The organism is Armatimonadota bacterium, from assembly GCA_031460175.1.
GTDB classification, from domain to species: domain Bacteria; phylum Sysuimicrobiota; class Sysuimicrobiia; order Sysuimicrobiales; family Sysuimicrobiaceae; genus Sysuimicrobium; species Sysuimicrobium tengchongense.
Genome location: JAVKGW010000002.1, coordinates 172,371 through 191,029, shown reverse-complemented (window position 1 = coordinate 191,029; position 18,659 = coordinate 172,371). Strand labels below are relative to the sequence as shown.

Annotated in this window: 18 protein-coding genes and 1 tRNA gene; 12 read left to right on the top strand and 7 right to left on the bottom strand. The window is 69.0% G+C overall.

The window, feature by feature from the left end; all coding sequences use genetic code 11:
* Position 1: 1 nt before the first annotated feature.
* Genes QN206_03680 through rpoZ form a run of 3 tightly spaced genes read left to right on the top strand, consistent with a single transcriptional unit; the run spans position 2 to position 1,773 of the window.
* The gene (locus tag QN206_03680; GenBank protein MDR7613904.1) at positions 2-784 is read left to right on the top strand and encodes a DUF72 domain-containing protein; all 783 of its coding nucleotides are present in this window, start codon (positions 2-4) and stop codon (positions 782-784) included.
* Entirely contained in the window at positions 781-1,506 is a 726-nt protein-coding gene (gene nth / locus QN206_03675; protein MDR7613903.1) for an endonuclease III, read from the top strand. The genes QN206_03680 and nth overlap by 4 nt, the downstream gene beginning before the upstream one ends.
* Positions 1,507-1,551: 45 nt before the next feature.
* Entirely contained in the window at positions 1,552-1,773 is a 222-nt protein-coding gene (gene rpoZ / locus QN206_03670; GenBank protein ID MDR7613902.1) for a DNA-directed RNA polymerase subunit omega, read from the top strand.
* Here rpoZ and ald read toward each other — a convergent pair.
* The gene (gene ald, locus QN206_03665; protein ID MDR7613901.1) at positions 1,770-2,888 is read right to left on the bottom strand and encodes an alanine dehydrogenase; all 1,119 of its coding nucleotides are present in this window, start codon (positions 2,886-2,888) and stop codon (positions 1,770-1,772) included. The two genes, rpoZ and ald, sit on opposite strands and share 4 nt — an antisense overlap.
* Positions 2,889-2,947: 59 nt before the next feature.
* On the opposite strand from ald, the gene QN206_03660 reads away from it, so the two are divergent.
* The gene (locus QN206_03660; protein ID MDR7613900.1) at positions 2,948-4,108 is read left to right on the top strand and encodes a hypothetical protein; all 1,161 of its coding nucleotides are present in this window, start codon (positions 2,948-2,950) and stop codon (positions 4,106-4,108) included.
* On the opposite strand, the gene QN206_03655 is transcribed toward QN206_03660, so the two are convergent.
* Together QN206_03655 and QN206_03650 are read right to left on the bottom strand one after the other, a co-directional pair.
* A complete protein-coding gene (locus tag QN206_03655) occupies positions 3,996-4,790 on the bottom strand; it encodes a glycosyltransferase family 2 protein (protein ID MDR7613899.1) in 795 nt (264 codons plus the stop codon). The two genes, QN206_03660 and QN206_03655, sit on opposite strands and share 113 nt — an antisense overlap.
* The gene (locus tag QN206_03650; protein MDR7613898.1) at positions 4,787-5,974 is read right to left on the bottom strand and encodes a phospholipid carrier-dependent glycosyltransferase; all 1,188 of its coding nucleotides are present in this window, start codon (positions 5,972-5,974) and stop codon (positions 4,787-4,789) included. Before QN206_03650 ends, QN206_03655 begins: the two co-directional genes overlap by 4 nt.
* A gap of 71 nt (positions 5,975-6,045) precedes the next feature.
* Between QN206_03650 and QN206_03645 the strand changes: the two genes are divergently transcribed.
* The 8 genes from QN206_03645 (at position 6,046) to QN206_03610 (ending at position 14,147) form a co-directional block, all read left to right on the top strand.
* Positions 6,046-6,121: transfer RNA gene (locus QN206_03645), tRNA-Met, on the top strand.
* 43 nt (positions 6,122-6,164) lie between these two features.
* Positions 6,165-7,616, top strand: a complete 1,452-nt coding sequence (tilS, locus tag QN206_03640) for a tRNA lysidine(34) synthetase TilS (GenBank protein ID MDR7613897.1) — start codon at positions 6,165-6,167, stop codon at positions 7,614-7,616.
* Positions 7,617-7,625: 9 nt separating this feature from the next.
* Positions 7,626-9,548 (top strand): ATP-dependent zinc metalloprotease FtsH, encoded by a 1,923-nt coding sequence (ftsH, locus tag QN206_03635; GenBank protein MDR7613896.1) that lies wholly within the window; start codon positions 7,626-7,628, stop codon positions 9,546-9,548.
* Positions 9,549-9,612: 64 nt separating this feature from the next.
* A complete protein-coding gene (locus QN206_03630) occupies positions 9,613-10,902 on the top strand; it encodes an ABC transporter substrate-binding protein (protein ID MDR7613895.1) in 1,290 nt (429 codons plus the stop codon).
* A gap of 8 nt (positions 10,903-10,910) precedes the next feature.
* Complete coding sequence (locus QN206_03625) at positions 10,911-11,777, top strand: branched-chain amino acid ABC transporter permease (GenBank protein ID MDR7613894.1); 867 nt, start codon at positions 10,911-10,913, stop codon at positions 11,775-11,777.
* Positions 11,774-12,694 carry a branched-chain amino acid ABC transporter permease gene (locus QN206_03620; GenBank protein MDR7613893.1) on the top strand — a complete coding sequence of 307 codons (921 nt, stop codon included), beginning with the start codon at positions 11,774-11,776 and terminating at the stop codon, positions 12,692-12,694. The genes QN206_03625 and QN206_03620 overlap by 4 nt, the downstream gene beginning before the upstream one ends.
* A 5-nt stretch (positions 12,695-12,699) precedes the next feature.
* Positions 12,700-13,434 carry an ABC transporter ATP-binding protein gene (locus QN206_03615; protein MDR7613892.1) on the top strand — a complete coding sequence of 245 codons (735 nt, stop codon included), beginning with the start codon at positions 12,700-12,702 and terminating at the stop codon, positions 13,432-13,434.
* Positions 13,431-14,147 carry an ABC transporter ATP-binding protein gene (locus QN206_03610; protein ID MDR7613891.1) on the top strand — a complete coding sequence of 239 codons (717 nt, stop codon included), beginning with the start codon at positions 13,431-13,433 and terminating at the stop codon, positions 14,145-14,147. The genes QN206_03615 and QN206_03610 overlap by 4 nt, the downstream gene beginning before the upstream one ends.
* 1 nt (position 14,148) lies before the next feature.
* On the opposite strand, the gene QN206_03605 is transcribed toward QN206_03610, so the two are convergent.
* Genes QN206_03605 through hpaD form a run of 4 tightly spaced genes read right to left on the bottom strand, consistent with a single transcriptional unit; the run spans position 14,149 to position 18,627 of the window.
* Positions 14,149-14,937 (bottom strand): ABC transporter ATP-binding protein, encoded by a 789-nt coding sequence (locus QN206_03605; protein MDR7613890.1) that lies wholly within the window; start codon positions 14,935-14,937, stop codon positions 14,149-14,151.
* Positions 14,934-16,796: a branched-chain amino acid ABC transporter ATP-binding protein/permease gene (locus QN206_03600; protein MDR7613889.1), complete on the bottom strand. Its 1,863-nt coding sequence runs from the start codon at positions 16,794-16,796 to the stop codon at positions 14,934-14,936. Before QN206_03600 ends, QN206_03605 begins: the two co-directional genes overlap by 4 nt.
* Complete coding sequence (locus tag QN206_03595) at positions 16,793-17,689, bottom strand: branched-chain amino acid ABC transporter permease (GenBank protein ID MDR7613888.1); 897 nt, start codon at positions 17,687-17,689, stop codon at positions 16,793-16,795. The genes QN206_03600 and QN206_03595 overlap by 4 nt, the downstream gene beginning before the upstream one ends.
* Entirely contained in the window at positions 17,686-18,627 is a 942-nt protein-coding gene (gene hpaD / locus QN206_03590) for a 3,4-dihydroxyphenylacetate 2,3-dioxygenase (GenBank protein ID MDR7613887.1), read from the bottom strand. Before hpaD ends, QN206_03595 begins: the two co-directional genes overlap by 4 nt.
* Positions 18,628-18,659 lie beyond the last annotated feature (32 nt).

Below are 18,659 nucleotides of genomic sequence, written 5' to 3'. Positions count from 1 at the left end.
CGTGGCCACCGCGTGGATCGGGACCTCAGGGTTCAACTACCGGCACTGGGTGGGGGTGCTCTACCCGGAGGGTCTTCCCTCCCGCCGGTGGCTTGCGCGCTACGCGGAGCACTTCAACGCGGTGGAGATGAACGTCACCTTTTACCGTCTGCCGCCGCGCAGGACCTTTGAGGCCTGGGCCCGAGAGGTTCCAGAAGGGTTCCGGTTCGTGCTGAAGGGAAGCCGTTTCATCACGCACCTCCGCCGTCTGCGGGAGGTCCAAGAGGCCCTGGACCGGTTCTTCGCGCACGCGGAGCCCCTGGGAGATCGCCTGAGCTGCGTGTTGTGGCAGCTCCCGCCCCGCTTCCCCGCGGATGCGGAGCGGCTGGGGGCGTTCCTGGGCTTGCTCCCCTCCTCGGTCCGGCACGCCTTCGAGTTCCGGGATCCCTCATGGTTTTCAGAGGCCGTGTACCGCCGGCTGGAGGCAAGGGATGCCGCGGTGGTGGGGGCAGACTGGCCGTTTCAGGTGCTGCTTCCCGGGATGCATCCGCAGCCCCTCGAGCGGTCTCCGGTGCGGGTGCCACACACGGCCCGCTGGAGCTACCTGCGCCGCCATGGCCCGGGATCCCTCTACGGCAGCGGTTACACCGAACAACACATCCGGGCGGATGCCACCTGGATCCGAAAGGAGCTGGAGGCCGGACGGGACGTATACGTGTTTTACAACAACGACGTGGGAGGTCACGCGGTGCGCGACGCCCTCTCCCTCGCGGGGCGGGTGTGGGCGGAGGTGTCCAGCGCATGACGGAGTACGCTCCCTCCCCGGCCCTCCGACGCCGCGCCCGGACCGTGGACCGCCTGCTGGAGGCCTTCTACGGACCGCCTCGAATCCGCCCGGTCCGGGATCCGGTGGGGGTCCTCGTGCGCGCGGTCCTTTCCCAGAACACCTCCGACCGGAACAGCGACCGGGCCTTTACCCGGTTGCGGGAGCGCCTCCGGACGTGGCGCGCGGTGCGGGACGCGCCCCTCCGCACGGTGGAGGCCCTCATCCGGCCCGCGGGCCTGAGCACGGTCCGGGCCCGCCGCATCCGGACCCTCCTCCGGGCGCTCCCAGAAGCAGGAGGTGAACCCTCCCTGGACTTCCTCCGGAGTGCCTCCCCGGAGGAGGCGAGGGCGTGGCTGCTCGGACAACCCGGGATCGGACCGAAGACCGCGGCCATCGTGCTCCTGTTCGGCCTGAGGCTCCCTGCCTTCCCCGTGGACACCCACGTGTACCGGGTGACGCGGCGGGTGGGACTCGTGCCCTCCGGGATGTCCCGAGAGGCCGCGCACGGGTGGATGGAGGCCCTGGTTCCGCCCGAGCGGTACGCCCCCTTCCACCTCCTGCTGGTGCGCCACGGCCGGGAGATCTGCCGGGCCCACGCGCCCCGGTGCACGGGGTGCCCCCTCCGCAGAGCCTGCGCGGCCTATGTCGGCCGGACTTCTCCCCAACCTGCTCCCCCGGGGCCCCCGCGAGCTGGACTTTGACGGATTCTCCGGACTCGCTACAATGGGCCCTGCGAGGTGATGGGGATGATCCGACCGCCCATCGAGGTGCTGCTGGAGCGCGTGCCCAACAAGTACGCCTTGGTGATGCTGGCTGCGAAGCGGGCCCAGCAGCTGGGCACGGGCCAGCTGCCGCTTGTGGACGTCGATTCCCAGAACCCGGTCACCATCGCCCTCGAGGAAGTCGCGGCCGGGCGGGTCCGGCCGGAGTGGCCGCGGGAGCCTCTCGCCATTTTCCGGGACGTCTAGCGAGGTTCCAGGATCTCCTCCGCGGGAGCATACGGGAGCCCGTGGGCCTCGGCCACACCCGGATGGGTGAGGGCACCCTCCACCACGTTGAGCCCCCTCCGGAGCGCCGGGTCCTCCCGGCAGGCCCGGATCCATCCCTTGGCCGCGATCTGCAGGGCGTAGGGGATGGTGGCGTTGGTGAGGGCCACGGTGGAGGTCCGGGGGACAGCTGAGGGCATGTTTGGAACCGCGTAGTGAACCACCCCGTGCCGGACGTACACGGGGTCGCGGTGGGTGGTGGGCCGGATCCCCTCCACGCACCCGCCCTGGTCGATGGAGACGTCCACGATGACGGACCCCGGCTTCATGGCCTTCACCATCTCTTCCGTCACCAGCCGCGGCGTGCGCGCCCCGGGGACCAGGACCGCGCCCACCAGCACGTCCGCGTACGCCACCGCCTGCTCGATGGTGTAGGGGTTGCTCGCCAGGGCCTGGAATCTGCCGTGGAGCACCTCATCCAGGAACCGCATCCTCCGGGGGTTTTTCTCGAGAACGGTGACCTGAGCGCCCATGCCCAGTGCCACCCGCGCGGCATTGGTGCCCACCACGCCGCCCCCCAGGATGACCACCGTGCCCGGCGCGACACCGGTGACCCCTCCCAGGAGCGTCCCCTTCCCGCCCCCCGTGCGCTTCAGGTGGTAAGCGGCCTCCTGGACGGCGAGCTTCCCGGCCACCTCGCTCATGGGGGTGAGCAGGGGCAGTTCCCCGTCCGGGAGCTGCACGGTCTCGTAGGCGATGGCCACCGCTCGGGAACCGAGCAGGGCATGGGTGAGTTGCGGATCCGCGGCCAGGTGCAGGAAGGCGAACAGGACGAGTCCAGGCCTCAGATACCGGTACTCCTCCGGGAGGGGCTCCTTCACCTTCAGCACGAGGTCTGCGCCCCACACCTCCGCGGGGTCCCGGATCACCCGGGCACCCCGGCGCCCGTACTCCTCGTCCGAGAACCCGCTGCCCTCCCCGGCTCCCGCCTCGACGAGGACCTCGTGGCCGGCCTCCACCAGCTGCATCACGCCCGCGGGCGTGATCCCCACCCGGTACTCCTGCTCCTTGCGCTCCCTGGGCACTCCGATCCGCATCGCGGCCTCTCCTCCTAACCGTTTCCGCCTGCTTCCTGGCGATCCGCTACCATGGTGCCGTGGAGGTTCCACCGGCTTCCTTCTGGCTGTGGCCCGCTCTCCTGCGAGGCGTGCTCCTCTTCCTCCCCGGGCACGCGGTAGACGTGGCCACCTTCCAGTCCTGGGCCGTGCGGATGGCCCAGACCGGCCCCCTCCGCTTCTACGCTCCGGACACCTTCGTGGACTACACCCCCGGTTACCTGCTGGTGCTGTGGCCCGTGGGGATCCTGATGCGGCTTGTGCCACAGGCCGGGCCGGTGCTCGTCAAGCTCCCCCCTGCCCTCGCGGACTTCGCGGTGGCGGGATTGGTGGCGCGACTGGGCGGGGCGCGGGCGGCCTCGTGGTACCTGTGGAACCCCGCGGTGCTCTGCATCGGGGCCCTGTGGGGGCAGGCGGAGAGCGTGGCCGTGGCCTGGCTCCTCGGGGGCTGGTGGGCACTGCAGAGCCGCAAGGCTACCTTGGCGGGAGCGCTCCTCGGGTTCGGGATCCTCACCAAACCCCAGTACGCCCTGGTGCTGCCCCTGATGGGTCTTTGGGGGATCCGTTCCAGGGTACTGCCTCGGGAGGATTGGGGACGGGTTCTGGCAACCGGAGCCGCGGCCGTGGTGCTCCCCTCCCTCGGGTTTGGCTTGACGCCCACACGGCTTCTCGCCCTGGTCGTCCAGGCCGTCCGGGTCTACCCCTACGGGTCCGTCAACGCCCTCAACCTGTGGCACCTCCTCGGGTTTAACTGGAAATCCGATGCCATCCCGTGGATGGGCATGCCGGCGAACGTGTGGGGGCTGCTGCTGGTGGGCGCGGTCGGAGGGATCGTCCTGTGGCGGTGTGCCCGGGAGGGAGGACCTGGGTCCTATGATCTCGCCGCGGCCGCCCTCTTCCTGGGCGCCTTCACCCTGGGCACCCGGATGCACGAGCGCTATCTCTTTCCGGCCCTGCCCTTCGGGCTCCTCGCCTGGGGCCGCGGGCGGATCGGGCTTCCACCGGTCGGCGCCCTCACCTTCCTGCTCTTTGTGGATCTCGTCTACGGCCTCGCCTACCTGAGCACGCACCCCGCAACCCGTACCCCCTTTACCCACGCGGTGTGGAACCTCTTCCTCCCCCCCGTGACCACCGTCCTCTCCCTCCTCCATCTGACGGCGCTGGGGTGGATGCTGGTTCTCCTGACCCGGAAGCCTGCCTGAGCTCCCGTCGAAGCCGCCACAGCTCCTGTAGGGCTCGGAGGATCACCCGCAGGCTTGCCCCGCCCTGTCGGCCCCACCGCCGGGGGTAGTGCGGGACTCCTACCTCTACGATGCGGGCTCCTAAGGCTGCGGCCCGGCAAAGCAACTCCGTGCTGATGAAGGCCCCATCGCTTCGCAGGGGCAGGCGCTGCACCACTTCCCGACGCAGGAGCTTGAAGGCGCAGTCCACGTCCCGCACCCGCACCCCGAATCCCCACCGCACCAGCAGGTTCCAGGCCCGGCCGATGAGACGACGATGAGGCGGGTCCCGACGTCGAAGCCGGTAGCCCACGATGAGGTCCCCTCGATCCGTGTGGAGAACGAGCCGGCCCAGATCCGCGAGATCGAACTGCAGATCCGCGTCGCTGAAGAACACCCACTCGTACCGGGCGACCGCAAATCCCGTGCGTAGGGCCGCTCCATAGCCCCGGTTCCGCTCGTGCTGCACGAGCCGCACGCGAGGGTCCTCCTCCATGAGGCGGCGCACCACCTCCGCGGTGCGGTCCGTACTCCCGTCGTCTACCACGATGACCTCAAACGTCTCCGCGTACGCGGGCAGCACCTCGAGTGCCCGCCGGACGGTTTCCTCGATGTTTCCCTCCTCGTTGTGGGCGGGAAAGAAGGCACTCAGGGAAGGCTTCATACCCATGTGGGCATCCAGATCCACCACCGCAGCCACCGGGCGGGCACGGGATAGGCCACGAGAACCGGCAGCTGGAACGCGAAGACCATGGCCACCACGAGGAGGTACGCTCGCTTCCACTTCCTTCCCATCCGCCTTTCCACCGCGTCCAGGGCCTCCGCGATGGCAAGATACGCGAAAGGGAGGGCGGGCAACATGTGATAGACGAAGAGGAGCCGGCCGATGAAGGCATAGGGGAGGTAGGACAGGAGGAATCCCGCGAGGATGAACGGGTCCTCTGGGCGGCTCTTGCGGGCCGTGCGCCAGGCCACAAACCCGACCGCAGGGAGGATGGCCCACCACACCATCGGGTTTCCCACCGCGAAGATTCCCGTCATGATCCCCGCGTGCGCCTCGTAGTGGTACCACATGGGCCGCAGCAGGAGCGGCCAGCTCCACCAGCGGCTCGCGTACGGATGGGTGGCCACCAGGGTGCTGTGGTACCGGTACATGTTCTCGTGGAGGCGCAGAAGATCCCCAAGCGTCTCCCCCCGCAGGAGGTGGGGGAGGTAGGAGGCCGTGTAGGGGACCGCGGGGAGGAGCAGCAGGGCCGCGAAGTTAGCCCCGGGAGCCGCGAGTTCCCCTCTTCGCCAGGCGAGGAGGCTAGCGACCAGCAGGATTCCCGCGCTCGTGAGCCCCGTCCACTTCGTGGCCATCGCCGCGCCCGCGCAGAGCCCTGCGGCGAGATACCATCCCGGGCGGCGGGTGCGGAGGGCCGTCCACCACGCGGCGTAGGCGGCGGTGCCGAAGAGCAGGAGGAAGATCTCGGGCTTTGCGATCCGGGACTCCACCAGGAGCAGGCTGTCCCACGCGCCCAGGGCCGCCACCGTGAGGCCCTTACGGGAATCCCCGAGCACCGCGCATCCCAGGGCATAGAGGGCCGCCACCCCCAGCACCCCCGCCAGGGCGGATGCGAACCGCCACCCCCACGGGGTGAAGCCGAAGGCCCGGATGCTGCCCGCCACGAGGAGCTTGGAGAGGGGCGGGTGGGTCCACTCGTAGATGGGGCGGCCCGTGAGGTACTCCTGGGCGGTCCGGGCGTAGTAGATCTCGTCGAAGAACTGCTTGGGGGGCTCCCCGAGCCGCCAGAACCGCAACACGGCGGCCGCCAGCAGGAGGAGCACCATTCCCCAGACCGGGCGCATCGTCGCTATTGTAGCCATTCCCTTCCGGTCTTGGCTTCCTCCCCGGGGCGGAGGGTGATAAAAAAGAAGGGGGCGGCGTAGCTCAGAGGTCAGAGCACGCGGCTCATACCCGCGGTGTCGTGGGTTCGAGTCCCACCGCCGCCACCAACGGCAAAGACGCGCGGTTTCGCGCGGACCGTGAACCCCGGAAATGGCGTCTTCGGTGTCCGTGGATCGTCTGATCGCCCGCATCCAGGAAGCGGTGACGGAGTACCGCCTGTTTCCACCCGGTGCGCGGATCCTGGTGGCATGCTCCGGTGGGGCCGACAGCACCGCCCTCCTTCACATCCTGCGGCGTTTTCCGGACTTCTGGGGCCTGCAGCTCGCCGTGGGCCACGTGCACCACGGCCTTCGCCCGGAGGCGGATGAGGACGCGGCCTTCGTCCAAGCCCTGTGCGCGCAGCTCGGGGTTCCCTTTCACCTGGCGCGCCTGACGGATCTCAAGCCACAGGACCCCAACCTCGAATCCCGGGCCCGGGAGGCCCGCTATCAGGCCCTGGGCCAGATCGCGCAGGCCGTCGGTGCCTCCGTGGTGGCCACGGGCCACACTCTGGACGATCAGGCGGAGACGGTGCTCCTCCGGCTGGTGCGGGGTACGGGCGTGGCGGGGCTCGGGGGAATCCTGCCCCTCCGACCCCTTCGGCCAGGGGTCGCGGTCGTCCGGCCCTTGCTGTGGACCCGACGCCAGGAGCTCCGGGCCTTCCTCTCCGCCCTCGGCCTCTCCTGGCGGGAGGACCCGACGAACGCGGACCTCGCGCGCCCGCGCAGTCGGATCCGACATCTCATCCTCCCCCTGCTGGAGAGGGAGAATCCGCGGATCCGGGAAGCCCTGGCGCATCTGGCGGAGATGGTGCGGGCGGAGGAGGCGTGGTGGGAGGAACAGCTGGAGACCCTGCGGGAGACCCTGGTGGCCCGCAGAGGGGAAGGGGCCTTGCGGGTGGACCGCCTGGGTTTCCAGGAACTCGCCCCCGCCCTCCAGCGGCGGCTGCTCCGGGCACTGGTCGAGGAGCTCGGAATCGGAGCAGATGTCACGTTCGTTCACGTGGAGCGGATCCGTCGCGCGGTCTTGCGGGGAGAGACGGGGAACGAGTTCATCCTGCCGCACGGGGTGCGGGTCCGGGTGGCCCGGGAGGTGCTGATCGTGGATCGGGGGGACACGGGATCTCGTCCGCCCGTGGAGGTGCCGCTTCCGGTGCCCGGAGAGGTGCTCAGCACGGAGCTTGGGCTTCTCGTGGAGGCGAGGATCGAGCCGGTGGAGGGAGCCGGGGCCGTACAGGGGGAGTGGGAGGTGGAACTGGACCCCGCGGTGAGCGAGCGGGGGTTGGTCCTCCGCAACCGCCGGCCCGGGGATCGGATCCGGCTCCGGGGGGGGCATCGCAAGGTGCAGGACGTCCTTACGGAGGCCGGGGTTCCCCGGTGGGAGCGGGATGGGGTGGGAATCGTGGCTACCCGGGATGGAGAGGTCCTCTGGGTGATCGGCTACTGCGCGGCCGCCCTCCCTCCCCCCCGGGAGGGCAGATGCCTGCGGATGCGGGCGTGGCGGCTCGAAGCGGGCGGCGGGGGCTCGGGGTGTTATAATGGGGCGGCCGGAGGTGGCCGGTAGGAGGAGAGCGTGGCGAACCGGTACCTACGCAGTCTGGTGATCTGGTCCCTGGTGATCACCGTGGTGCTGTTCGTCCTGGTGCCCATGTACCGGAGCACCCGGACGACCTCGCATCAGGTGGACTTCAGTCAGTTCCTGAGCTGGGTGGAGGCGGGCCGGATTCGGGACACCGTGGTGTTCAATGAGGATTCCAGCACCATCTACGGCACCACCCGGGACGGACAGCCCTTCCGCACCACCTACTCCCGGGAGACCACTCCGGAGATCCAGAAGATGCTGCGGGAGCGGCGGATTCCCTTCCGCATCGAGGCGTCCGCCCGCAACTCGCCCTGGCCCAACCTCCTCGGCAGCTTCCTGCCCGTGCTTCTGATCATCGGGCTGTGGTTTCTGATGATCCGGCAGGCCCAGTCCGGCAGCAACCAGGCCATGTCCTTCGGGAAGAGCCGGGCCCGGCTCCACCACGAATCCAAGACCCGGGTGACCTTCGAGGACGTGGCGGGCGTGGACGAGGCCAAGGAGGAGCTCCAGGAGATCATCGAGTTCCTCAAGCACCCCAAGAAGTTTCAGGCCCTGGGCGCCAAGATCCCCCGAGGGGTTCTCCTGGTTGGGCCGCCGGGTTCCGGCAAGACCCTCCTGGCTAAGGCGGTGGCCGGGGAGGCCGGAGTCCCCTTCTACTCCATTTCCGGTTCGGAGTTCGTGGAGATGTTCGTCGGGGTAGGGGCGAGCCGGGTCCGGGACCTCTTTGACCAGGCCAAGAAGAGCGCGCCGTGCCTGGTGTTCATCGACGAGATCGACGCGGTGGGCCGGCAGCGGGGGGCTGGGCTCGGAGGCGGCCACGATGAGCGGGAGCAGACCCTGAACCAGCTCCTGGTGGAGATGGACGGGTTCGACCCCAACGCGGGCATCGTGGTCATCGCGGCCACCAACCGGCCCGACATCCTGGATCCCGCCCTCCTGCGTCCGGGCCGCTTTGACCGCCGTATCGTGGTGGACAACCCGGACACCAAGGGGCGCAGGGCCATCCTGGAGGTCCACCTGCGGGGCAAGCCTCTCGCCGAGGATGTGAACGTGGAGCTGCTCGCCAAGCGCACCCCGGGGTTCTCCGGCGCGGACCTCGCGAATCTCGTGAACGAGGCGGCGCTGCTGGCCGCACGCCGCAACAAGCGCAGGATCACCATGGCGGAGTTCGACGAGGCCATCGAGCGGGTCATCGCGGGACCGCAGCGCCGCAGCCGGGTGCTCTCCCCCCGGGAGCGGGAGCTGGTGGCCTACCACGAGGCCGGGCACGCCCTGCTCCGCAAGCTGTTGCCGCACGCGGATCCGCCCAGCAAGGTCACCATTGTCTCCCGGGGCATGGCCCTGGGCTACGTGATGGGGATGCCACCGGAGGACCGGTACACCCGCACCCGGGCGGAGCTCCTGGACGAGATCACCGTGGCCATGGGCGGCCGGGTGGCGGAGGAGCTCGTGTTCGGGGAGATCACCACCGGGGCGGAGAACGACTTCGAACAGGCCACGGACATGGCCCGCCGCATGGTCACGGAGTACGGGATGTCGGAGAAGCTGGGCCCCATGTCCTTCGGCAAGCGCCACGGTCCCATCTTCCTGGGGCGCGACCTGGTGGAGAGCCGGAACTACAGCGAGGAGGTGGCCTACGAGATCGACAAGGAGGTGCGGCGCATCATCGACGAGTGCTACACCCGGGCCCGCTCGACCTTGGAGGCCCATCGGGACAAGCTGGAGCGCATCGCCCGCACCTTGCTGGAGAAGGAGACCCTGGACGCGGAAGAGCTGGATCGCCTGGTGAGCGGGCAACCCCTGGAGCCCGTATCCACCCCTCCGTCTCCGCCGGCTCCTCAAGCGGCTCCGGAGCCCGTGAGGCCTGTGGCTCCACCCCTTCCGAGCCTGCGGCCCAAGCCGGAGGCCGGGTAAACGGAGATCCGTCCCGCACGGCCCCACACGGGATTTCTACAATAAACAGGCGGAGGTGGTCTGCATGTCCGCCCAGTTGCTGACCCGACGGGAGATGCTTAGGACCGTAGGGGCGCTTGTGGGGGCGAGCGCCTTCCGCCTGCTCGCGCCGTACGCGTACGCGGGAACCGCTGGGCAACCCCCGCTCCGGGTAGGACTGCAGGCCCACCGCACGGGGATCGGGGCCGTGTACGGGAAGTGGTATGAACGCACCGCCCGGGCCGCGGTGCGGACCCTGAACGCCCGGGGAGGCATCGGAGGTCGGCCCGTGCAGCTGGTGGTGGAGGACGACGGTACGGATCCCAAGCGCGGGATCGAGGTGGTGGAGAAGCTCGCCCTGCAGCACCGGGTGGACTTCATCTTCGGCACCCTGTTCTCCAACGTGGTGGTGGCATCTGCTCCCCGGGCCGCGGAGCTGAAGATCCCGTACCTGGTGGTGAGCGAGGGTTACCACGTGCCCAGCGGGAGGCTCAACCGGTGGACCTTTCAACCCGGAATCACGGATGTGCGATCCCAGGTGACCGCGGTGGCTCCCTGGATCGTCAGGAACCTCGGCCGGCGCATCGCCATGATCTTTCCGGACTACGCCTTCGGCTACGACCATCGGGACTTCTTCACCGCGGCCGCCCGCCGCCTGGGCGCGGAGATCGTGGCGCTGGTGCCCATTCCCCCCACGGAGACCAGCTTCACGAAGTACTTCCCCAGGATTCCCCGCAATGTGGAGGTGGTCTACCACGTGATGGTGGGGCCCGCGGTGCTCACCTTCGTCCGGGAGATGGGGGAGTACTTCGGCCGACGCCGACCGCAGTTCTTCGGCTTCATCGATTCCCTGGAGGGGGTGGACCTCGCGAGCCCAGGCCTGGAGTTCCTGGAGGGCACCTACTTCTGGGAGGCCCTTCCCCGTTACGCGGGGCAGTACGACACCCCCTGGGAGCGGGCGTTCCGGGAGGCGGTGGGGGTGGATGCCAACGGTGCCAGCAAAACGGATCCCCGGGACGTCTCCACCTACTCCCACATGTTCGGAGTGTGGGAGACCCTGTTCGTCATCAAAGAGATCGTGGAGCGCAGCGGCTACCGCAACCGGAACCTCCGGGACTACCGCGCCTTCATCGAAACCCTGGAGGCCACGGAGCGATTCGAGGAGGGGCTCGGCCACCCGCAGGGGCCCAAGCGGTTCGTGGGCCAGATCCATCAGGCCTTCGGACAGCAGTTCATCTCCCGGGTGGAGGGCCGGAAGCTGCGGGTGGTGCACCGGACCCGCATCGAGGACAGCCTGTACCCGCCGGAGGCGGACTACCGCAGGCAGTCCCTGTAGCTCCCCGCATGCCCTTTCCAGGGCCCCTTGCCCTCGCCCTCCTGGACGGGACCACGAACGGGCTCCTGCTGGCCCTCACCGCGGTGGGCTTCTCCCTGAGCTTTGGGATCCTGCGCATCGTGAACGTGGCCCACGGCGAGTTCTTCATGCTGGGCGCCGTGCTCGCGTGGGCGGTCGTCACGGTCACGGGAAGTTTCCCGTTGGCCCTGCTGCTCGCGCCGGCTGCAGTGATGGCCCTGGCCGTCGGGGTGGATCGGCTGGTGCTCCGCCCCCTCCGCTACGCGGCCCAACCCACCGTGGTGGCCACCCTGGGGGTGCTCTACGTGCTCCAGCAGCTGACCCTCCTGCTGTACGGTCCCGAAGCCCGAGGGATCGCCGCGCCCTTCGGGGGCACCGTGGAGTTCCCGTGGTTTGGGTACTCCGGTTACAAGCTGGCCATCGCGGGCCTGTCCGCGGCCCTCCTCTCCGCTCTGGGCGTCCTGCTGCGGGGCACGGATCTGGGATTGGTGATGCGGGCCACCCGGCAGGATCCGGAGATGGCGGTTGCTTTGGGCGTTCCGGTGGAGCGGGTGTACACCACGGTGTTCGCCCTCGGTGCAGGGCTGGCCGCGGTGGCGGGAGTTCTGGTGGTGCCCGTGCAACAGGCCCACTACCTCATGGGTCTCGATGTCCTGCTGCTCTCCTTCGTGGTGGTCATCCTGGGAGGGCTGGGGAGTCTCGGGGGAACGGTGGTCGCGAGCCTCCTCGTCGGGTGGATGGACGGGTTCATCTCCTTGTTCTTCACCCCCACCCTCGCCCGCATCCTCGCCACCCTGGTGGTGGCCTTGGTCCTGGTGGTGCGGCGGGGAGGGCTGTGGGACGAGCGGGCGGGATGAGGGTGCAGGCGCGCCGGGTCTGGGGCCTGCACCTCGGGGTCCTGGTGGGCCTGGGCGTGCTGCAGTTCCTCCTGCCTCCGTACCACCACGGCGTCGTGACCCGGATCCTCCTGTTCGGCACGTACGCCGTGGCCTACAACCTCCTACTGGGCTATACGGGTCTATTGAGCCTCGGGCACGCCCTCTATTTCGCCGCCGGTCTGTACGGCGCCGGGCTCCCCGTGTACTACCTGGGTCTAGATGCCGTAGGGGCGTTCTTCGTGGGCATGCTCGGGAGCATGGCGGTCGCGGCCCTGCTGGGAATTCCCGCCCTCCGCACCGCGGGGCTAGCCTTCTCCATCGTGACCCTGCTGTTCGGACAGACGGGGTATCTCCTGACCCTGTACTTCAACCGGATCACCTGGGCCGACCAGGGCCTTACCCTCCCCGTCCAGGTCCCTCCTCCCCTCCGCTACAACCTCGCCCTGCTGCTGTTCGGGAGCGCGCTTCTCGGCACCCTGTGGCTCGTGCGATCACCCTTCGGCCGGGTATTGATGGGACTGCGGGAGCACGAGGAGCGCACACACCTGCTGGGATACGATCCCTTCCTCTACCGGTGGACGGCGCATCTCCTCTCCGGCGCCCTCTCCGGAGCCGCGGGGGCCGCCTATGCCCTGCTGTTCGCCTACGTGGGGAACGCCTTCGCCTCCGTCCTGTACTCCGTGTACCCCTTGCTGTGGGTCCTGGTGGGCGGGGCGGGCACCACCCTGGGGCCGCTGCTGGGCGTAGCCCTCGTGACGTACACGGTGGAGGCGGCGAGCGGCCTTCTGAACGCGTATCTCGTGGTCGTGGGGATCGCCCTCGTCCTCCTCATCCGGGCCTTCCCTCAGGGGATCCTGGGGAGCCTACGGGATCGGAGGTGGCGGTGGCTCCCGTGAGGCCGATGGTGGAGGCGGTTAAGGTCCGGCGCACCTTTGGGGGGATCGTGGCCGTGGACGATGTGGACTTCCGGGTGGAGGTGGCAGAGATCCGGGGCCTCATCGGCCCGAACGGCGCAGGCAAGACCACCCTCGCGAACCTCCTCACCGGCCGATTGCGCCCCACCTCTGGCCGCGTGTACTTCGAGGGGGAGGAGATCACCTTCCTCCCCCCCCACCGCCGCGTGCGGATGGGCATCGTGTGCACCCTGCAGATCCCCTCGGTGCTGCGGGGCCTGTCGGTGTTCGAGAACGTCCTGCTCGCCCTCCAGCGGACCGAGCTCCGCCGCCCCCTCGACTTCCTGCGACCGCAGGAGGAGGCTTTGAGGATCCGGGTTCGCGCGGTGCTGGATGCGGTGGGGCTGGGAGATCTGCGGGAGGAGCGCGCGGGGGCCCTCCCGTACGGCCACCAGCGGCTCCTGGAGCTGGCCATGGCGCTCGCCCTCCGGCCGCGCCTTTTGGTGCTCGACGAGCCCACGCAGGGCCTGAGCCCCGAGGAGATCGACAACTGGATCGCCTTGATCCGTCGGGTGGCCCAAACCACCACCGTCCTCCTCATCGAGCACAACCTCCCCGTGGTGCTGGAACTCGCGCACCGGATAACGGTCATGGACCGAGGCCGCATCCTCTTTGAGGGGACCCCCAGGGAGGTGGAAGAGGAGCCCGCGGTGCAGCGGGTGTACCTGGGAGCGGGGGGATGAGAACCCTGCGCGTGGAGGGGCTGGTCTGCGGATACGGGGGTGCGCCGGTCCTGCGGGGAGTCTCCCTGGAGGTGGGTTCCGGGGAGGTGGTGGGACTCCTCGGCCGCAACGGCGCGGGCAAGACCACCCTGCTGCGGGCCATCATGGGACTGGTGCGGCCCGTGCAGGGTCGCGTCCGGCTGGACGGCGTGGAGCTCACGGGACTTGCCCCTCATGAGATCCCCCGGCTCGGCATCGGGTACGTCCCGCAGGGTCGTCGGCTTTTCCCCGAGCTGACGGTGGGCGAGAACCTGCGGATGGGGCTGCGGGTTCGGGGTTCGGAGGGGGAGGCCCTGGCGTGGGTGCTGGAGCTGTTCCCCGTCCTGCGGGAACGGTGGGATCAGCCTGCGGGAAGACTGTCTGGCGGCGAACAGCAGATGGTGGCCATCGCCCGCGCCCTCTGCCTCCGCCCGATCCTGCTCCTCCTGGACGAGCCCCTGGAAGGGCTGATGCCCGGGATGGTCCAGCGGGTCCTGGAGGTGCTCACCCACCTCGCCCAGGAGGGGGTGGGGGTGCTGCTGGCGGAGCAGCGGGTGGGCTCGGCCCTCCGGGTTCTGCACCGCGGGCTTCTCCTAGAGGGCGGACGCATCCATCCCCTCGGCACCCAGGAGGAGATCTCCCGCGAACCCGAGCGCCTGATCCGCGCACTGGGCGTGCGGCGATCCCCGCGTTAGCTCACTTTCCCCGAGTGGCCTCGGGCTCCATGGGACCGCCCAGGTAGGCGCTCTGCACCGTGGGGTCTGACCGCAGATCCCGGGTGGAGCCGCTCCGGACGATCCGTCCCCGTTCCAGGACGTACGCCCGGTCGGCCACCGCGAGCGCCGCCCGGGCATTCTGTTCCACCAGGACCACGGAGAGCCCCTCAGTGCACAGCTTCCGCAGGAGCCCCAGCAATTCCGAGACGATGAGGGGGGCGAGTCCGAGGAGGGGCTCGTCCATCAGGAGCACGCGGGGTTCCCCCATAAGGGCCCGTCCGATGGCCAGCATCTGCTGCTGTCCGCCGGAGAGGGACCGGGCGGGGGCCCGTGGACGCTCGGCCAGCGCGGGGAATAGGGAGAACACCAGGCGCAGCCGCTCCTCCATCCGGGACCGCGCAAGCCCCCGTCCGAATCCGCTCAGCAGGAGGTTGTCCCGCACGCTGAGGGTGTCGAAAAGCTGCCGGCGTTCTGGGACCAGGGCCAGACCGCACCGAACCCGATCCTCCGTGGAGAGCGCCCTAAGCGATCGGCCATCCAGCAGGACATCCCCGCGATGGGGGAGAAGGCCCAGGATTGCCCGGAGCAGGGTACTCTTGCCGGCCCCATTGGGGCCGATGATGGCCACGAGCTCCCCAGGGGTGCATTCCAGGGTGGCACCCCGGAGGGCCTGCACGGGCCCGTAGGAGGCGTGGAGGTCGTACACCTGTAGGTGTCCCCCGGTGTTTCGGGCACTTTCCAGACTCCCGCGATCCCGGGAGGGCTTCATGCCTGTGCCCTTCGGCTCCTCCGAAGGTGATTGGGTCCTGCCGTAGTGATCTCCGCCACGTCAGGACCCAGGTAGGCGGAGATCACCTCCGGGTGCGACCGGACCACCGCAGGGGGACCCTCCGCGATGCGTCGTCCCTGGTGCAGAACCAGGACCCGATCCGCTGTCTGCAGCACCATCTCCACGTCATGCTCCACCAGTACCACCGTCACACCCTCCGCGCGGATCTCCCGGATGAGTCGGGCCAGCTCCATCCGCTGCGCCTGGCTGAGACCGGAGGCGGGCTCGTCCAGCAGGAGGAGACGGGGTTGGAGGGCCAGGGCCCGGGCGAGCTCCAGCAGACGCAGGGATCCGAAGGGGAGGTTCTCGGCGGCCTCGTGAGCTTCCGCGGCGAGCCCTAACCGATCCAGGAGGGCTAGAGCCCGACGGATGGACCAGACCTCTTCCCTGTGGTTGAGGCCCATCAGGGAGGTGAGGAAGCCCGCTCGCAGGTGGAGGTGCATGCCGAGCCGCACGTTGTCCAGCACCGTGAGCTCCCACACCACCCGGGGGGTCTGGAAGGTACGCGCCACGCCGAGGGACGCGATGCGTTCGGGGGACAGCGCATGAACGGAGGATCCAAACAGGGCAATGGTCCCGGCGGTAGGGCGGAGCAGGCCGGTGATCAGGTTCAGCACCGTGGTCTTCCCCGCTCCGTTGGGTCCGATGATGGCGTAGATCTCGCCCGGGTGAACGGCGAAGGAGAGATCGTCCACCGCCACGAGTCCGCCAAAGCGCTTGGTCAAGCTCCGGGTCTCTACCACGGCGTCTCCGGTGTCTTCAGGGCCGGGAGGATCCACGGGTGTCGGGACGAGCGGCGAGGGGGCTGGATGCGCTGATTGGGCCCAGCGCTCCGGTGCCGGGCGGCGCGTCCAGCGGGCGAGGAAGGGCCACAGCCCCATGGGCGCGGCGATGACCGTGGCGGCGAGGAGGAGGCCATACACCACGGCTTCGTACTCTGCGGACGCTCCCCCGCGGAAAAACCGGGGGAGCAGGCTGCGGAGCAGCTCCCGGAGGAGGGTGACGACCGCGGCTCCCAGCACTGCACCCGGAAGGTGATGGATGCCGCCGAGGACGCCCATGACCAGGATTGCGATGGAGAGTTCAAATCCGAAGGGGGAAGGACTCACGAACCCGAGTTCGTAGGCGTACAGGCCGCCGGCCACTGCGGCGCACCCGGCGCTGTAGGCAAACAGCTGCAGCTTGTAGCGGGTCGGCGGAATCCCCAGACTGACCGCGGCCACCTCGCTTGCCCGGATGGCCGCCAGCGCCCGCCCCACCCGGGAGCGCAGCAGATTGTGGCCGAGCCAGAGGGAGAGGAGCACGAGTCCCCAGCTCAGGTAGTAGTAAGGAAGGGTTCCCTGAAGCGCGCCGAAGGGGCCCAGGTGAAGCGGTGGAACCCCGCTCAGGCCGTTCGCCCCACCCGTGAGGGACTGCCAGTTGCGCAGGACCACCTCCACCACCACGTTCAGGGCCAGGGTTCCCAGTACCAGGTAGTGGCCACGCAGGGCCATCACGGGCGCTCCCAGGATGAAGGCCAGGGAAGCGGCCACCAGTACGGCCATCCCGAGGGCGATCCAGGGATCCCATCCCAGCCGGACGGTGAGGAGCGCCGCGGTGTACGCCCCGATGCCGTAGAAGGCCGCCTGTCCCAGGGAGACCTGACCAGCCTGGCCGGCGAGCATGGCGAGCCCGATGGCCAGGACCGCGTGGAGCCCGATAACGAAGGGAACGGTGAGGGAGAGACGATCCCGGAGGACCCAGGGCAAAAGGAGCAGGAGCAATAGACCTCCTCCCCGGAGGAACCATGCGCGGTTCATTCGGAGAGAACCTCCTCTTTCACCAGCACGCCCTGACGGAGAGCCAGGACCGCTCGGGTGAGCAGGGCAACCACGAGGACCCCGAAAGCGATGGCGTCTCGATAGCCGGAGGGGAGTAGCCCGGCCACCAGAGACTCCACGATGCCGAACAGCAAACACCCGAGCACGGCTAGTGGATAGCTGGTGAGCCCCGCGGCCACCGCGCCCACGAACCCCTTGAGTCCCAGCATCAGTCCCATGTCGTAGGTGGCGAGGGTGAGCGGGGTGATGAGCACTCCCGCGAGGCCTCCTAGGGCTCCGGCCAGGGTCCAAGCGATGGCACCCATGGTCTGGGGACGGATGCCCATCAGGCGCGCGGCGAGCTCGTTGATGGCGCAGGCCCGCAGGGCCTTGCCGTACAGGGTGTACCCGAAGAACCCGTACAGGACCATGAGGGCCGCCACCACGGTCCCCAGAATCCACAGGCTCTGGCGGGCCACCACGGCGCCCAGGATCCGCAGAGGGGCTCCCTGAGAGAAGGGCGGGAGCGCGTAGGGATCCGTTCCCCAGACCAGCAGCAAGAGGCCTTTGAGGGTGAGGTGCATGGCGAGGGTCACGATGATGAGCACGAGGGGGCTTGCGGTGCGGACGGGACGGATCCCACCGAGGTAGGTCAGCAATCCGAGCAGGGCAGACGCCGCGGTTCCTGCGGGGAGGACAACCTCCGCCGGCCAACCGGCGCTTGCCAGGGTCGCGGCGAGGAGGGCCCCCAACGCCGCGAACTCCCCTTGGGCCACGTTTACCGCACGGGTAACGGAGTAGATGACCACGAGACCCAATCCCAGCAAGGCATAGATGGCTCCGTTGACGACCCCCACGGCGATGAACTGGGTGAGCTGCTGACCGAGGCTCATGACGAGGGTTCCACGAACTGGCCGGTGAAGCCCTCGACCGCGCTCCCTTCCTGGAACCAGCTCTCGGGGGCTGCTTGCCCCCAGAGAGTCTGGCGGCGGGGGTCACGCAGGTGCCAGCGGACCGGTTCGAACTCGGGATCCACAGTGAGGTAGTCCGAGGTGTACAGCTCCACCCGGTGGCCGTCTGGATCCCGGAGGTAGAGGAACATGGCGTTGCTGATTCCGTGTCGGCCGGGCCCACGTTCCAGCTGGTGGACACACCGCGCGGAGGCCAGGATGTCCGCGGCCCGCAGGATTCCGTGGACGTCCTGCACCCAATAGCCGATGTGGTGGAGACGGGGTCCCGGACCGGAAGTGAGGGCGAGGTCGTGCACGTTCCCTTTCCGCTGGAGCCAGGCCCCCCACAGCTGGTCGTGATCGTCCACGGTATACTCCGTCAGCCGGAACCCCAGCACGTCCATATAGAACCGCACCACCTCCGGCACCTTCGGGCTGAAGAGGTTGAAGTGGTCCAGCCGCTGGATCCCGGGCCCTCGATATCGGTGGTACTCCTGCAGGAGGGGAGGGTGGCGGCTGGATCGCCGGTAAAAGGCCACGGGAAATCCGAATGGGTCCTGGATGCGGACCATGTGGGGGCGTTCGAACTCCTCCTCCTCCCGCCACGGGAGTCCGAACCCTTTGGCCATCTCGATGGCCGAGTCGAGGTCTTTCTCCTCGGCCACCTTGAAGGCGATGTGCCGAAGCCCAGGACGGGGGTGCAGCTGGAGCTTCAGGCTCCACTCCCGCTCCTCGTATCCCCGCAGGTAAAGGGCGTCGGGGCCCTCATGCAGGATGGAGAAGCCCAGCAACTCCACGTAGAACCGACGGGCGGCCTGGAGATCCGAGACGTAGAGGACCACGTGTCCTGCCCGGACGACTCGCGGCGCTCGGATTTCCATCCCCCCACCCCGTGGGTTGACAACAGACAACA